At 53.5% G+C, this 16,521-nt stretch carries 14 protein-coding genes; 1 reads left to right on the forward strand and 13 read right to left on the reverse strand.

The features are described from left to right. Positions 1–80 precede the first annotated feature (80 nt). The 6 genes from mltG to rsfS all read right to left on the reverse strand — a co-directional run bounded on the left by mltG (position 81) and on the right by rsfS (position 6,149). The gene (gene mltG, locus JW953_19045; GenBank protein MBN1994802.1) at positions 81–1,250 is read right to left on the reverse strand and encodes an endolytic transglycosylase MltG; all 1,170 of its coding nucleotides are present in this window, start codon (positions 1,248–1,250) and stop codon (positions 81–83) included. A 10-nt stretch (positions 1,251–1,260) separates the two neighbouring features. Further along, on the reverse strand, positions 1,261–2,838 hold the full coding sequence (locus JW953_19050) for a LysM peptidoglycan-binding domain-containing protein (GenBank protein MBN1994803.1): 1,578 nt from the start codon (positions 2,836–2,838) through the stop codon (positions 1,261–1,263). A 315-nt stretch (positions 2,839–3,153) separates the two neighbouring features. Continuing rightward, a complete protein-coding gene (locus JW953_19055) occupies positions 3,154–4,431 on the reverse strand; it encodes a DUF362 domain-containing protein (protein ID MBN1994804.1) in 1,278 nt (425 codons plus the stop codon). 245 nt (positions 4,432–4,676) lie between these two features. Beyond that, a complete protein-coding gene (locus JW953_19060) occupies positions 4,677–5,186 on the reverse strand; it encodes a hypothetical protein (protein MBN1994805.1) in 510 nt (169 codons plus the stop codon). Beyond that, on the reverse strand, positions 5,183–5,752 hold the full coding sequence (locus JW953_19065) for a hypothetical protein (GenBank protein MBN1994806.1): 570 nt from the start codon (positions 5,750–5,752) through the stop codon (positions 5,183–5,185). Before JW953_19065 ends, JW953_19060 begins: the two co-directional genes overlap by 4 nt. A gap of 13 nt (positions 5,753–5,765) precedes the next feature. Continuing rightward, the gene (rsfS, locus tag JW953_19070) at positions 5,766–6,149 is read right to left on the reverse strand and encodes a ribosome silencing factor (GenBank protein MBN1994807.1); all 384 of its coding nucleotides are present in this window, start codon (positions 6,147–6,149) and stop codon (positions 5,766–5,768) included. A 130-nt stretch (positions 6,150–6,279) separates the two neighbouring features. Between rsfS and JW953_19075 the strand changes: the two genes are divergently transcribed. Then, complete coding sequence (locus JW953_19075) at positions 6,280–7,902, forward strand: hypothetical protein (GenBank protein ID MBN1994808.1); 1,623 nt, start codon at positions 6,280–6,282, stop codon at positions 7,900–7,902. A 2-nt stretch (positions 7,903–7,904) separates the two neighbouring features. On the opposite strand, the gene add is transcribed toward JW953_19075, so the two are convergent. The 7 genes from add to JW953_19110 all read right to left on the reverse strand — a co-directional run bounded on the left by add (position 7,905) and on the right by JW953_19110 (position 16,402). Next, a complete protein-coding gene (gene add / locus JW953_19080; protein ID MBN1994809.1) occupies positions 7,905–8,996 on the reverse strand; it encodes an adenosine deaminase in 1,092 nt (363 codons plus the stop codon). Between the two features lie 26 nt (positions 8,997–9,022). Beyond that, positions 9,023–11,188, reverse strand: a complete 2,166-nt coding sequence (locus JW953_19085) for a GAF domain-containing sensor histidine kinase (protein ID MBN1994810.1) — start codon at positions 11,186–11,188, stop codon at positions 9,023–9,025. 3 nt (positions 11,189–11,191) lie between these two features. Further along, positions 11,192–11,515 (reverse strand): hypothetical protein, encoded by a 324-nt coding sequence (locus JW953_19090; protein ID MBN1994811.1) that lies wholly within the window; start codon positions 11,513–11,515, stop codon positions 11,192–11,194. A 6-nt stretch (positions 11,516–11,521) separates the two neighbouring features. Beyond that, positions 11,522–11,836 (reverse strand): hypothetical protein, encoded by a 315-nt coding sequence (locus tag JW953_19095; protein ID MBN1994812.1) that lies wholly within the window; start codon positions 11,834–11,836, stop codon positions 11,522–11,524. A 19-nt stretch (positions 11,837–11,855) separates the two neighbouring features. Beyond that, entirely contained in the window at positions 11,856–12,614 is a 759-nt protein-coding gene (locus JW953_19100) for an ATPase (GenBank protein MBN1994813.1), read from the reverse strand. Positions 12,615–12,667: 53 nt separating this feature from the next. Continuing rightward, a complete protein-coding gene (locus JW953_19105; protein ID MBN1994814.1) occupies positions 12,668–13,045 on the reverse strand; it encodes a hypothetical protein in 378 nt (125 codons plus the stop codon). Between the two features lie 249 nt (positions 13,046–13,294). After that, entirely contained in the window at positions 13,295–16,402 is a 3,108-nt protein-coding gene (locus JW953_19110; GenBank protein ID MBN1994815.1) for an SEC-C domain-containing protein, read from the reverse strand. Positions 16,403–16,521: the final 119 nt, after the last annotated feature.

The raw sequence follows: 16,521 nt of genomic DNA on the forward strand, positions 1-16,521 counted from the left end.
ATTGACAACTAAATTGTTTGGTACAACAACGATTGACCTTGTTCCCAAACTCGGTTTGGGGACAAAATAAGGCTTTTGGTTCACTGCCCCCCGCCACAGGCGGCAACGTTAATTTGGTGTTCTTCATAGGTCACGGCAAACAGGTGCGCTCCTTCACCGCCGCAGCCCATAAAGAAAAGGTAATCTGTTTGTTCGGGCTGGAGCGTGGCCATAATGGAAGAGGCGGCAGGGTTGGCAATGGGGCCGGGCGGCAGGCCGGGATTCAGGTAGGTGTTGTAGGGCGAATTGACCTGGGAATACTCTTCCAGGGTAACGGGCGTTTTCCACCACTGGCCTGTGTCGGTTTGATACCCCATGGCGTACTGCACCGTGGGGTCGGCTTGCAAATACATGCCCTGGGCCAGGCGATTGAGGTAAACGCTGGCAATGGTTGGCCGTTCTTCCGGGACCACGGCTTCACGTTCAACAATGGAGGCAATGATCAAAATATCGCGGAAGGAATAACCCTGCGCCGCAGCCAGGTCCAGGACGTTGGCCGGAAGTTTGCCGGCCATGTTGTCGAGCATGCGGATGATCAAATCTTCGGGCGTGCCGTTGGCCGGGATGCGGTAAGTATCGGGGAAAAGATACCCTTCGTAGGAGGCCCCGGGCGGCAGGTCGGCCAGCAGGGGGTGATCAAGGCCGGTGCCCTGGCGCACAAAGGCCAGGAAAACTGGGCCATCCATGATCCCTTCCTGGGTCAGCATGTCGGCAATTTGCTCGGCGCGCCAGCCGGGCAGAACAGAGACGGTCACTTCTTCAAAGTTGGCTTTTTGTAGCGTTTCCGCAATCTCGCGGAAGTTCATGTTCCGCCGCAAGATATAGTCGCCAGCTTCCAGCCTGGCGTCCAGGCCGTTGTAGCGTAAGAAGAGACGGAACAGGTCGGCGTCGGTAATAAGGTCTTGCTCTATCAATTTGTTAGAGATGGAGAAGGCGGTTTCGCCCAGGTCAACGGTAAAGGGCACAGGAGAGGGATCGTTGGAGACGGGCGTATTGATGGTTTCCGCCTGGGTTTGCAGGTACAGGCCCAGGAAAAATTCTTCAATATTTTGCGGCGAGTGGGCCATCGAGGCATCGCCCACCGAAATGGACGCCGCCGTTTCCTCGGCCTGCTGGGTAAAGGCCCAGTAACCGGCACCCAAAATAACCACAATGGCGCCAATGGCAATCACAAAAACAATAAACCGAACAATGGCTCTGATGACAACCATACTTGTTCTTTCACTCCGTGCGTACAATTAAGTTCCGGTCGGCATCCCAACACTGGCACGCCTCGCGGACGTCAACCCCATTAGTAATGAAACCCTCGTAAGGAATGAGGTTGGGCTGTACCTGCCAGCCCGACAGGACGAGGGGCACGGGGCTGCCCGCGTCCATCCACTCGCCGTTGTAGCGGCGGGCAAAGTGGACGTGGCTGGAATTGGACGGCCCCCCTTCGCAAGAGGCGTAGCCAATCACGTCTCCCTCGCTTACATGTTGCCCTACTTGCACCGGCGTGTCAACATCCAGGGCCAGGTGTAGATACAACAGCACCCAGCCGGTTTGCAGATAGCCGTCGCCGTCCAGGTCAAGTTGAACTTCGCCCTGACGCGCAATCACAATTACGCCATCCGCTGCTGCCGTATTGGGCGCGCGAGAGTAAAAACAATTGCCCAACACATCGGGCGGGCCAAAGTCAATGGCGGCCCAGGCGCTGCCGTCGGCGTAGGCGGGGTGAGGCGCGCCGCTAAAGTAGAACCCTTCGCCGGGAGACCAGGGCAGGCTGAGGGGCGGCTGGGTGAGCGTAATGGGCACTACCGGCTCCACGGCATAGGCAAATGGGTCGCCAAAGAGCGCCCGATAAGTGGCCGCAAAACCATCTGGCCCCAGTTCCTGCGGCCAAGTTTCCCCATCCGAGTGAATGGCCAGGATGTTTTGCACGCCCACGGTGCCGGCATTGACCCCCTGGGGGGTAATGGCCCGGTTGCGGTCGGCCAATTGGAACACCCAAAAGCCGTCGCGTTTGTAGCCGTAATAACCGGCGTTAACGCGATTGGCCGTAAAGCTCAAAGCCTGGTAAAGACTGCCCCCCTTGGGATTGCGCGGCCCCAACGGCAGGCGCAACTGTTCTGCTGAAGGTTGCAGGTTAGTAACCCAACTGCCGTAATGCTCCAGCAGAGCCAGCAGCAGGCGGGGGCCAACGCTGAATTGCTGGGCCACGCGCTCAACCACCTGGGGGCCGGTCAACTCCTGGCCGTCTACATTTTCATAGTAAGTGGCCAGATAACCGCCCTGGCTGTTGGCAAATTCGGTTATATTAAAACCAACGTAACCGGGGCCGTACACCACCTCACTATCGGGCAGTAGCGGCGTGGCCGGGGCAATGGTTTTGATCTGCAACGGGATGCGCAACAATTGGCCCGTTTGGATGAGCGCCGTTGGCGCGGCCAGGTGATTCATCGCCACCAGTTCTTCAACGGTGGTATTATACAGCAGGGCGATGTAGCTTAAGGTTTGACCCTCGGCAATGGTGTGGTAAGCATAAGGTGGGCCGTCTGGCACGGGAATGGGCATTGGTTCAAGGGTTGGCGTGGGCGGGGGCGCAGGTTTAGCCAAAACCGGGGCCTGCGCCGCGGTATCTTTCGGGCTGATTGTAGCGGCAGCCGCAACCACTTGGGGAGTGGAATCCGGAACAGGGGTTTCCTTTTCCTGGATGGGGATCGCTCCCCCCTCCCCCTGGAAAATAGGGCCACAGCCCGCGCTAAAAAAAAGCAATCCGCCCGCCATGCAGGCCGTTAGCTTAAAGGATATGGGATTCATAACTGGTTTGTAGATAATTGGGATTCAGTACAGGTTTTACCACCGTTTGATAGCCAAAAACAAGTATAGCACCGCTGTTTGGAGAGGGCAAAATGGGGCCGAGACGCAGGCTGGCCTGCTGCTCACCTTGCCATGTTGCTCTGAGGCCATAGGCCGAAGAATCCCCATGCGACACTGCTTTGCTTCGTTTTTGGTAGACTGCATGGAGATTCTTCGCTCGTTCCTCGCTCAGAATGACATCACCTGAATAGTTACGCCGCGGCTTTGCTCATTGAGTTTGCAGCCGGTCATCCTGGGACCGAAGGGCTTAATTGGTTATGTTTCTTTAGCGGCGGTTCGGCGCTGGTGGGCGGCAAACTCCGGCGCTTCTTTAACGGCGGTGCCTAATATCCCCAAAGAGCGGAAAAAGGCGTTCCAGCCCGTGCGCTTCAATTCCGCGCCTGCCTCGCCTACCGTCGGAAAGCCCGACTCGGTGGGCGTGAGTTGCTCCCAATTGCGGAACAGGCGGCCCCATTCGCTTTGGAGAACTTTATCCATGTGCTTCCGGGCCAGCAGGGGATACCAGAAGCTATCGTGATAAACCACGCTGGCAATGTAAGACCAGGGGGCCAGCACGGTTTTGAGCGACCACTCGAGGGGTTTTTTGAGCGGCCCCCAGTAAATTTTATGCTGCATGCGCGAGGCAAAGGTCATTTTTTTGAACGGGCCAACAAAGCGCCAGTTCTCCCCGGCCGCCTGCGGGTCGCCCACAATCTCAATGTCGCGGGGATCGCCGCAACCCAGCCCCATCTCGTGGGCCAAACGAATGAACTTAATTGATAAGGGGTCAAGGCCCATCATTTTGGCGGCAATGGCGTCAATGGCCACCTGGTCGTCGCTGGCCAGGATGACGTTTTTAACGTAAGGCGTCATACAGCGGGGGCCGGGGCCGTCGCCGGCAAAGGCGCCGTCCATCACGGCAAATACGCCGCGATGGATCTTTTTCTGGATCATCAGCAGGTCCACCAGGGTTTCGTGAATAACGGGGTGGGTCCAGTGCCGGCGTTCGTTGAGCAGGCCGCCAAAGGCGTTTTTCATGGCGCCGGTGGTGGTGGTGAAAATGTGGGTCTTGACCGTAGGCAAATGGATAATGTTTTCGCCGATGAAACGTTTGGGGATGAAAAAACCGTTGCGGTAAACGTTGTTCAGGCATAAAAACTCTTTGGTCAGATCGCCCACCGCATCCTGGATGTGGATCCATTCTTCGCCTTCGTAAAGGTGGATGTTGCGCAGGTGGTGGGCTTCAACCACATTGAGTTGTTTGTTCTCTCTTTCGCCCAGGTGAGCGTCAATTACCACCGTCCGGTTGTGGCAGGCGTGGATCAGGTTGGGGTCGTAGCCATCCTGCTGCATGGCCCGGATAACGCCTTCCATTTGCCAGGGTGTGGTTGAACTGCCGGGGAAGAAGAAGTGCCAGGAGATGTTGACCTTCAGGGCGGTGTCGGCGTCTTTGGCTATCACGTTTTGGTAACCGGCCAGGTTCATCAACCGGTGGTAGTCGGCCAGCACGGTTTGCGGCGACGTTTTTAGAACGGCTACTTTGCTTGTGCCCATTGTGTTTCCTTTCGTTGTAAGTTTCAGGTTCAATAAAGCTAAATTTGGGCAAAGAGGCGGCCCAAGCCGCCCCCAACTAAAGAGACAAAACGTAATTATAGCTCCGAATTGGATGGAGGCAACATCAAGGGGGCAGTTTTAATTTTTAGGCCATCGGATAGGGACAGGACTATGTTCCGTCCCTGCCGCCAAAATTTTGGGATGCACCCAATATCAGGCAAAAAGGTTGGCGGATAGGGTTTGATTTATGGCGGCCCCACCCAATTCAACCGGAACTCAAGGCCGTCCGCCGTGGTGGCCAGGCCCACCACCTCAAAGCCAGGGGGAATTTGTTGGGTAATGGTTTCGCCGGGCCGGGCGCCCAGGGCGATAATGGTTGGGGGCAGCCAATTGGCGGGGATTTTGAGAAACCCCATTTGCGCCCAGTGCAGTTGGCTGGTCACCTGCGCATCTTGCGCCTCAAGCGACAAACCCAGGTGAACCACCGGCTTCAGCCGGCCCAGGGTGGCCCGCGTGGTGACCTCCATTTGCCCGCCCGCGTTCAGGTCAACCAGGCTGGGCGTTTGCAGCGCATCGGTGGCGATGTGGCTCAATAGGCGTTCCGAAAGGAACAGGGTCACATCGGCAGTGGCCACCGAAACCGGTGGGGTAATTGGCGATGAGGCCACTTGCCGCGCCCAGACAAAAAACAGCATGGCCAGCAACAGGCCCAGCAGCCCGCCCAGGGTTAAACCAAAGCAGCCCCAGCGATTCATTGGGCCTCCCTGGCTTCCAGCCAAAAAGTGGTCTCGTCGCTACCCAGGCCGGTAAAAACCAAAGGTATTTCCAGGGCGGCTGACACGTTATCCACGGCGATGTTCAACTCGGTATTGATCTCGGCCAGGGCCTCGTCGAAAAAATGAGTCAATTCGGCGGGGAGGGTGAGGTCCGAGACCCTGGTATCGAGCAGCCGGATTTCGATAGCCTGGCCGTTTAACTGAAGCTCAAATAAGCCTACTATTTGCACCGGCACCGACGCGCCCAATACGGACAGGGAGGTGTCAACGGAGAGGTTGAATTGGCGGCCGGGGAGAAGCTCTACTCGCACGTTGTCTTCAGCGTTGTGCTGGATAAACCTGTTCAAAAAGTCTTCCCGTATAGTTAGTCGTAGGTCGGGAGAAGCGGTTTGCATCGGAGCGGGCGCCGGCGCAGCCACCGCCACCACCAGGGCCAGCAGCGACAGCAGGAGTCCCCCGGCCAGGAAACCCAAAATAGCGTCTCCGGCGCAGCCCAGTAAACCGCAACCAAGCGAAGTTTCTAGGGAGGTTTGTTGCTTGTCCATTAGGCTGCAAAAACTATAACATCCGCATCATTATTGGCGCATCTTGCCATAATTCTTCCAATTGATAATAAGCCCGCTGTTCCGGCGAGAAGATGTGGACAATCACCGAGCCAAAGTCAATCAACATCCAGCCAGATTCAGGCGTGCCTTCCATTACGGCCAGCCTGGCCCCGGCCCATTTGAGCTTCTCCATTAATTCATCACTAATGGCCCTGATTTGCCGGGACGACGTGGCATCGCACAAAATGTAATAGTCCGCCAGCAAGGTGATATTCCGCATATCCAACGTTAAAACGTTGGTGGCTTTTTTGCCGGCAATAATGTCTACCACGGCATGGACTAATTCGTTTGCTTCCAGAACTACCTCCGCTGTTAAAAGTAATGATGGATACTCCATGTTATCATAGGTCGGCGTTGTCGCCAAAAGTAGGAGCGGGCTTTTTTTGAAGAAAAAATCCCTTCTGGTATTATTGGGAATAATACAAATCCTGGAGGCTCATCCTGTAAATTTAGATATCGGAGGGCGTGTGTCTAAACGTATTGGAGTTATATTGATCTTGTTGGCACTGTTTCTGGCCGCAGCTAGGCCGGTCTTTGCCCGGTCGGCTGCACCCGAGGCAGGGAACAACTTTGTTAACCTATTTCCGGTGGCGTTGATGTTGCTGTTGCCTATTGGCCTGATTTTGTTGATGAGCAGCGTTCTGCCTGAAGAGCAGGCTCCGGCGATGGCTATTAATTTGTTGTTGACGTGGGCGGCGGCGGCCCTGGCTTATTTTGGGGTGGGTTTTGCTTTTCATTTTGGCGGGATTGCCCAGGTTAGCTCTGAACCGGAGTTGAGCGGCCTGTATTGGGAATGGTATTTGTTGGGCCAATCGGTTGAATGGGAAATAACCCGGCTTTGGGGTGTGATTGCCTGGCAAGGTTGGGCCTTAACCGGGGGGGCAATGACGGATAGGGTGTTTCAACTTTTTGCCGGCCATTTATCGTTGGTGGGGCTGGCGGCCCTGTTGCCGGCAGGGATATTACTCCGGCGAGGCCGGGGGGGGATGGCTATGCTGATGGGTTTATTTACCGGGGCCTTGCTTTATCCGGTGGGCGGTAATTGGCTGTGGGGCGGCGGCTGGCTTTTTCACCTGGGGGTCAGTTTGGGGTGGGGGCATGGATTGGTGGATTTTGGTGGGGCGAGTGTTATTTTTGGGGCCGGCAGTTTAGCAGCCTTGATAGCGTTGCTTCTTTTTAAAGCGCCTATTGCTGAGGATAGGCAAAACGAGCCGGAAGAGGTGGTGGTTTTGGTGCCTACGGATACGCGCCTGACGGTTTACCATCCTGAAGCCGGTGAGCCGACTGAAGAAGGGTTAGGCCCGGTTACGCCAATGCCCTCGGCCTATCTGCCTATTTTGGGAATGTTGGGGGCCGGGTTGATGCTGCTGGGTTGGTTTGGTCTGGCCGCCGGGGACCACACTCCCGCTGCCGTTAATTTTAGCCCGGCCCAGGCTGCGGTCAATGGCCTTTTGGCGGCCCTGAGCGCCGCCTTAGCTACAGCCGGTTATTGCCGGTTTACCACCGGCCGGATTAATGTTTTGATGATTTCTCGGGGGTTGGTAGCGGGATTGGTGGTGGCCGTGGCCGGCGCGCCGTTTATGCCCCCCTGGATATTGGTCGCAGCCGGCTTGGTGATGGGTCTACTTTTACCCTTACTGACCTACCTCTTTAACCAGGGTTTGCGTTTGGCCGATGAACCGGGCATTTTGGCCACTTATGGCGTTAGCGCGATAATCAGTTTGCTGTTGGTGGCTCTATTTGCCGATGGCCGGGCCGGTTGGGGCTGGAATGGGGTTGGGCTGGCGGAGTATAAGGGCGTGGCCGGACAGGGCGTATCTGGGTTGGTGGTTGCGCCCGGTTATGTTTCTGATTGGCCAGGGCAGTTGCAGGCGCAATTATTGGGCGCGGGGGCGATTGCGCTTTTAGCGGCGGGGCTGAGTTTTTTATTACTCCAAACCATCAAAGTGGGGCAGAAATCTTGGGCGCGCAGCGGTTTGGAATTAATCAGGCCGTCTTTGCCTTTTGCCGGGCGAAGCAAAAAATCTGTCTCCTCCCCCTCCTTTCCAGAAGAGGGTGAAACGGCGTTTCAAAGCAGGGAAGAGGGGTGACATTATGTGTGGGGCAGGCCGGCCAAGCTTTTTTTCAAAGCTCTTTCAAACCACTCTACCAGCCTTGTTTTTTCCGGTTCGGGTAAAAAGGCGGCTCTGGCCGCGTTCATAATCATCTCGGCCAAACAGCGAAAAGGCACGCCAATACCGCGATTGGCCACCAGGAACTCATCGGTGAGGGTGGTATTTGAAATGGAGGGATCATCGGTATTGATGGTTACCGGAATGCCCAGTTGATAAAAAGCGTACAAAGGATGCATGCTCAATTTGGGAATGATGCCGGTTTGCAGATTACTGGTGGGGCACATTTCCAGGACCATTTTGCGTTGTTTCAGCAAATCCACAATGGTCACATCTTCCCTGGAGCGCACGCCGTGGCCAATTCTTTCGGCATCCAGTTTTTCAATGGCTTCTCTGACGTGATGCGGCGGACCGGCTTCGGCGGCGTGGGCCGTGATGTGTAGCCCCTGCTTTTTGGCCCAATCAAACACTTCAATAAAGTCGGTGAGGGGGTAATTTGTTTCGTCTCCGGCAATGTCTACCGCCACAATGCCCCTATCCTGCTTGTCGGCGGCTATTTCGGCCAGTTGACGGGCGTATTGTGGCTCGTGCCGGCCCATCTGCACAATCAAACGCACTTGAATAGGGTACTCGGCTTGAGCCTGATTGGCGGCCAGGATGACCCAATCGGTTACTTCTTCAAAACTGAACCCCTGGTTAAGGGCCAGGGCCGCCGGATTAAAACGCAGTTCAAGGTAACGAATGTTGTCTTCGGCGGCATCGGCAATGGCTTCATAGGCTACCCGGATAACGGCCTCCCGGCTGGAATAGAATCTACGCAAGAGTTTAAATTTGGCCAGAAAACCAACAAAATCAGGCGGATCGTCAATCACCTGCACGTAAGGGCGTAACTCCTCCAAACTCCAGCTAGGTAAGTCTACCCCGTGCTGATGAGCAATCTCAGACAGGGTAGATAAACGTAAGCTGCCTTCAAGATGGCGATGTAAATCAATCTTGGGCAGGTTAAAAAAAATGCTGCGGAGATCGCGGAGTTTGAGATTGTTTTTTTCTTGAAAGGAACTTGTTTGGGTCATGCTTAAAATCAGCCGATAGAAAATTTCTATTGATCAATGGGGAGCCAAAACGAAAAAGTGCTGCCCTGATTAACCTTGCTTTGCACAGTTATTTCCCCCCCATGCGCTTCCACAATTTGTTTGACAATGGTTAAACCTAACCCGGCTCCACCATAGGCCGAGGACGAATCCGCCACCTGGTAAAATCGCTCAAAAATCTTGTCCAATTGATTGGCCGGTATGCCTTTGCCGTAATCTTGCACCGAAAACTTGATTCTGTCTCCATCTTGCCTGGCCGTAATGTTGATTTTTTCTCCACCCGGGCTAAATTTTAGCGCATTGCCTACTAAATTATCAAATACCTGCCCAATTCTATCAACATCTACCCGTACCGGGGGTAAATCCGGCGCGCTATCGAGTACAATTTTTATGTTATACTCGGCTGCGCCGGCAATAGCGCCGGCGGTGGCGCGGACAATTAAGGTATGGGTGGCTATAGACTCAAACCTTAGATTGCCTGATTCTAACCTTTGTAAAGAGACCAGGTCTTCCACCAGGCGGATAACGGCGTTTGTTTTGTGAGAAATGATTTCTAATTTTTCCCTGACTGCCGGCGGAATTTGGCCCAGGCTATTCTCCAAAATCAAGGCGATGTAGGCTTTAATAAAAGTCAGGGGGGTGCGCAACTCGTGCGAAACGTTTTCTACAAACTCTGACCTTAAATGATTAGTGGCGGCCACTTCATTCAAAGCAGCCTCAAGTTCCGTGGCCCGCTGTTCCAGATTATCGTAAAGCCGGGCATTTTCAATGGCGGTTGATATTTGGGCCGCGGCAATGGTCAATAAACGTCCTTCAGCCTGGCCAAAGGCATTGATTTTTTGGTCGTTAATGACTAATGCGCCCAATAATTCTTCTTTGACCAGCAGGGGCATGATCATTACTGAACCTAAGGGCGGCTGTTTTGAGACCTCCTGGTTATTAAAAGTTTGTTTTGGTTCAGCCAGATTGACATTTTGCAGATAGATGGGGCTAGGTTTGGCGATGAGTTTATTGGCCAATTGCGTAATATAATTTATTTTAGCGTCATTTTGTTTTGTCTTTAGCCAGCCGCTACATAATTTAAGCGCCAATGTTTCGGCCTGCTCTGTTTTTTGCTTTAAAAAAAGGCAACAACTGCTGCAATCCAAAGCGTGCTTTAAAATCGTTACGCTTGACTCGATCACCCGGTCCAATTCTAATACCTTGGTCAGTTGATCGGCCAGGGTATAGAGGGTGGAGACCTCGGCCAGGCGTTGGTTTGTTTCCTGGAATAAGCGGGCATGGTGGATAGCCACGGCCGCCTGGCTGGCAAAAGCCGAGAGTAAAGCGACATCATCTTCGGTAAACGCTACGCCGTCCGATTTGTGGGTAGCTTCTAAAACGCCAATGGCTTCGCCCTTAACAATGAGCGGGGTGGAGATCAGGTTGGCAATCAGGTGCGAGTCGGGGCTGACATATAAAAACCGATCATCTTTGGTTACGTCATTAATGCAGAGCGGTTGCCGGTGTTTCAAAACCCACCCCACCGTGCCTTTTTCAAAGTTAAAGGCCGGGGTGGGCACATGGGCCATATCGGGGCTGCTGTGGGTGGCGGTGGGGTTGAGTTTTTGGGTCTGATAGTCGGCCAGGTAAACTACCGTATGGTTGGATTTTAGCAACACGCTCACCCTTTGCACAATGGTATTGAGGATATTTTGTAAATCAAGGGTATTGAGGGCGCGGCTGGCCTCCAGCAAACCTTCCAGGGCTTCAATTTTGGAGGAACTTTCTGGTTGAACAATATTTTTTTGAGCGGGCGCTGCGGGCAAGGGGCGGATGAAGCCAATATAATGGCTTTGGGTATTTTCTGCCGTTGTGAGGTACAGAATCAATTCAACCCCTCCCCCCTCGTGATCCTTTGGCCCGGATTGGCGCAAGAAGGCAGTTGCCAAAATGGTTTGTATGGAACCCGCAGCCAATTGCCGTAATAGCGAATCCAAATTTTTTTGGTCTGTATCGCCAAAAATGTTCAGGAAAGGAGTATTTTCCAGGATATCGGGGGCAATAGTGGACAATTCGGCCAGGGCAGGAAAGGGTGGAGAAAATTTGAATTGCTCATCCAGAAAAAATTGCCGCCAGCCTGAGTGAATAAGAAATTCAATAACCTCTTTAGTAAAAACGGCTGGGGTCATCATCGCCTATTCGTTGAGTTCTGTAATCAGCCAACTCCAATAACGCCAGGTAACATAAAGGCTTATAGTCACACTAATGGCTAATGGAAGATGATAAGCCCCTAACAGGAACCACGAGTTAGAAAACCAGGGGGGTATATTTGAGATCAGGTTTGTGCCCAAAATAAGATGGACGGCTGCGCTAATGAGGGCCAGGCCAATGGCCAGGTAATAATAACGATACAGGGGGAGCATTTTTACCACAGAGCCGAATCTTTCCGAAAGTTTGGCTAAAATATAAAAAACAACAATTAGCGACAAAGTTCCCAAAGTGCCTAATGATGATGTCATCTCCGGTTAAGCGCGTCCCCCCATCATTAACTTAAATAGCAGCAGTCCAAATATTATCACCATCACTCCTCCCGCAAAACGGGCTAGATCTCCCCAAAAATTACCGGTAATGGCCGGGGCTAAAGGTGCGTAAAAATAGGCAGCAACGGCAAACAGCACAATGGAAACCAGAAAAGCAGGATAGTAAGCCCGCTGTCCTGACTTTTTCTCATAAAATTGGGCAATAAAGAACAAAAAAAGCAAGAGCGCGCCCGCCGCCCCCCAGGTGTAAATAGTTATCCAAAAGCTGATGAGGTTGATAGAACTCTCCAATTCGGGCATGAGTGTTTGAGAAAACGGTTTAGCGTTTTACAAAAGCTTCAACAAAAGAATCGGCCATGCGGCGAGGGCTGCCGCTTAAAATGCCCTCCCGTCCTTCAAACTTGGATTGTACTTCGATGCCGGTAGAAGTAATGTCGTACTGCCGGATATCTTTGGCATGGTCGCTGCCGCGCATCTTTAAAACTAGCAGAGCCTTGTGGATAGCCGATTCTATTTCCACATACCGCAGAATAGTATAAGAGTCAACCACAAAGCTGAGGTGGGTCTCTTCTTTGGATTCGCCTAAAAGCACCGGGCTTTCTCGGGTCAGCACGCTGGTCAGGTCCTGTCGTTTGAGGGCGTTGATAAAGGCAAATTCAAGGCTGCGTAATTCAACCGACTCGCGTGACAGGCGGGCAAAATGGGTCATGCTATCTACCACTACCCGGCGCGCGCCCATTTCATTAACGGAGTTTTCAATCATGCCGCCTACGCTCTCAATGTCCAGGCGGCTCACTTCGGGGCTGGTCATAATGATCTTAAGCAGCCCCTTTTTTTCCAGGTCCATAAAATCCCAGCCAAAGGCGGCCGCGTCGTGATAATATTGCTGGGGAAATTCTTCAAACGTAATGATCAAACCAGGCTCGTTGGCTTTGACAATGCCGTTGTAAATAAATTGCATGCCCAGGCAAGTTTTGCCGGTGCCGGGCGCGCCTTCGACAAGATTGGCGGTTTCTCTGATAAAACCACCGCCTAACATTTCGTCCAGGCCCTTGATACCTGTTTTTACCCTATCCATTGGTGCTCCTAACATTGTGAAGTAAAGGTGCTCCTGAAGACTTCTTTTTAACCCTACCGCATGCCCCGAATGATGTGGTAAACCGCTTTGACCCGAAAATGTCTGTCCTCACAAGCCAAGATAAACTTATCAACCAGGGCGCGCATGGTTTCATCGGTTGAAAGCGAATAAATGGGGGTATCATGCAACACTTTCTTTTGCATAATCCCACTTTCAACCAAATCTTCTAACTCTGGCCTGACCGCCTCTGTATTTCTGCCGGCGTATTTGGCAATGTTTTCTACCGTGTCGGCAGTGTGAGGGTTTTCGTAGAAGAATCTTACCAGGTCCCACTTGATAAATGAATTTACCTTTTTCTTGACAAAGTCAAGTAAAGTGGGATCCATATCATCCATCAATCGAGTTGTGAAGTCATCGTTGTTCGCAGTCAAAGTTATGCCCTCCTTTGACTAGAAAATTTACGGGATAAGTCCTCCCCACCCGGCAAACTACTACAGGGTAGTCGGATAGAATAAGAATTTTAAATGTTGGAGTTATTTTGTACTACTTACTGCTGGCCGGTCATACCTCACCGTTAATAAATGGCAAAAGCATTACCGTTCTCTATCTTAGCATCATCACTCAGAAAATGCAACAGTATTTATGAATTGTGAGCGGGTATCGGCTCAGGGCAAGGGGGCTTAATGCCGGCGCGCTCTGGCCTGTCTCTTTTTTCTGTTGGCGCCGGCAACGGCTGAACCGGCCCGGGCCGGTTCTTTTGCGCCGCTTTGACCGTTACCGCCGGCCAGATCCGATTTCATGTGACAGTGTTTGTACTTTTTGCCGCTGCCACACCAGCACGGCTCGTTTCGGCCCGGTGTTTTTTGCACGCGCACGGGCGCGGGCGTTTGCCGAACCGCGCCCGGCGTTTCGGCCTGCATGCGGCTGGCGGCCATTGCGTCCGGGTGTTGGGCCTGCAACTGCTGCGGCCGGGGGGCTTCCACTTGAACGGCCGGGTGATAAATGCGGCGCACCACTTCTTCTTGAATGGCGGCCCGTAACTGGCCAAACATTTCGTAGGCGTCTCGTTGAAACGCCACCAACGGGTCTTGTTGGCCAAAAGCACGCAGACCAATGCCCTGGCGCAACTCATCGAGCGCGGTCAGGTGCCGCACCCACAAGGTGCTGACAATCTGGAGCATTAATCCCTTTTCGGCCCGCCGCAGTTCTTCCGGCCCTAGCACCTTCTCCATTTGCTCGTAATTTTTGTCGGCCAGTTCCAGGATTTGGGTTTCAATTTCCTCCGGCGACAGGTTGGCCCAGGCGTTGGTAGTGAGGGTGGGCGGCAAAGGCATAATGGTGCGCACCGCGTTATATAAAGCGGTCAGATCCCACTCCTCCGGGTCTTCGCCAGCGGTGAAGTTTTGCACCAGCCCGCTCAGATGCGCCTCAACCATGGTTTGAATGTTCTCTTTGAGGCTGGCGCTGCTGAGAATGCGGCGCCGCTCGGCATAGATTACTTCGCGTTGTTGGTTGATAACATCGTCGTATTTGAGCAGGTGTTTGCGGATATCAAAGTTATGACCTTCAACTTTGGTTTGGGCATTTTCAATGGATTTGCTGACAATGCCGGCCTCGATGGGGATGTTGTCGTCTACGCCAAACCGTTCCATCAAATTGGCCACGTTTTGGCCGCCAAAACGCCGCATTAAATCGTCTTGCAGGGAAACAAAAAAGCGACTGGAACCGGGGTCGCCCTGCCGGCCGGCCCGCCCGCGTAACTGGTTGTCAATGCGGCGGGCTTCGTGACGCTCCGTGCCCACCACGTGCAGGCCGCCCAATGATTTCACTTTTTGTTTGTCTTCGGCCACAATGTCCGTCCATTTGGCCAGGGTTTTTTCCCATAGCTCCGCATCAACCTCGGTCAAATCCACGCCGCGTTTACGCAGTTCGTCGCGGGCCAGGCCCTCTGCGTTTCCGCCAAGCAAAATGTCCACGCCGCGCCCGGCCATGTTGGTGGCAATGGTCACCGAGCCAGGCCGCCCGGCCTGGGCAATGATGTTGGCTTCGCGCTCGTGCTGTTTGGCGTTGAGCACTTCGTGTTTAGCCCCCTGCCTTTGCAATAAATTGGACAGGTATTCCGAGGTTTCAATGGCAATGGTGCCTACCAGCACCGGCTGGCCGGCTTCTTGCAGGGTTTTGATTTCTTCCACAATGGCTTTGAATTTGGCCTGGGGGCTTTTGTAAATCACGTCGGGATAGTCCACCCGTTTGTAATAAAGCTGGCCGTTGTCCGGGCTGTGGTAGGTGGTAACGGCCACGCCGTTCTCTTTATGGGTTTCTTCAATGAGATCGCCCTGCATGGCCCGGTATTCCACGTTGGTCGGCAGCACGCTCACTTCCAGGTTGTAGATGTTGCCAAATTCTTCGGCTTCGGTTTCGGCGGTACCGGTCATCCCGGCCAGTTTGTTGTACATTCTGAAGAAATTTTGGAAGGTGATGGTGGCCCAGGTAAAACTTTCGTGCCGCACGCTAACGCCTTCTTTGGCCTCAATGGCCTGGTGCAGACCCTCGCTGTAGCGCCGCCCGTGCATCAGTCGCCCGGTAAATTCGTCTACAATGATCACTTCGCCGTTTTGCACCACGTAGTCAACATCAAGTTTGAAGAGCACGTTGGCCCGGAGCGCGTTGTCTAGGTAGGGCGTCATGGCCGCGCTTTCGCCTTCGTACAAGTTTTCCACGCCCAGCACTCTTTCAATCTTTTCGATGCCCCGTTCGGTGAGGTAAACCACACGCGATTTTTCGTCAACCACGTAGTCGCCGTCCGGCTCCCGGTCTTCAGCTTCCACGCTTTCTTTACTGCTGGCTTTTAAGGGGCGCACGAGTTGGGCGAATTTCTGGTACAACTCGCTGCTTTCTTCGGCCTGGCCGGAGATGATCAGCGGCGTCCGGGCTTCGTCAATCAGGATGTTGTCCACCTCGTCAATGATGGCGTAGTGCAGCTCTTTTTGGGTGACCATGCTTAAATCAGGCACCATGTTGTCGCGCAGGTAGTCAAAGCCAAATTCGTTGTTAGTGCCGTAGGTGATGTCGCAGGCGTAAGCCTCGCGGCGGGTGATGGGTTCCAAATGTTGGTAACGGTCGTCCTCGTTGTGGTAGGCGGGATTATATTTAAACGAGGCTTTGTCAACGCCGCCGTGCCCGGCGCTTTCAATCACAGCCACGCTCAAACCCAGCAGGTGATAAACCGGCCCCATCCATTGACAGCCGAACTTGGCCAGGTAATCGTTTACCGTAATCAAGTGCGCCCCATGGCCAAGCAGGGCATTGAGCACCAGCGGCATGGTGGCCACCAGGGTTTTGCCTTCGCCGGTGCGCATTTCCACCACCCGGCCCTGGTGCAGCAGCGCGCCGCCAACCACCTGCACGTCAAAATGGCGGTGAGCGATGGCGCGCCAACTGGCTTCGCGCACGGCGGCAAACACCTGGGCCTGAATCTCTTGCATCAATTGGTCTTCCCACTTGAGGAGACGTTTTTCGGCCTGCTCTAATTGCACTTGCAGCCGCTGGCGTTCGCCGCGAACGGCCTCGGTGACTTGCTGGTGTAGATTTTTTACTTCAGCCCTCTGCTCGGCGGTGGCTTCGGCCAATTGCCGGCGAAAGTCGGCCATCATCTGGCGCAGTTCGGCATCGCTCTTGCGCTTCATTTCCTGGCCAAGCGCATTAACTTCTTCAACCAGGGGGGTGAGTTTTTTGATCTCTTTTTGATGAGGGTCGCCAAAAATAGTTTTTACTACACTTTTAAACATAACCGCTTCAGCTCCTATCCGTCCTTTCCTTTCAAGACATAATGCAGGGTAAATTGTACCACAATCGGCGGCGCAGCCCAAGAATACAAATTGTATATTTGCTGATTTCTTAAAAAGGG

It is taken from the genome of Anaerolineae bacterium, from assembly GCA_016931895.1.
Taxonomy (GTDB): domain Bacteria; phylum Chloroflexota; class Anaerolineae; order 4572-78; family J111; genus JAFGNV01.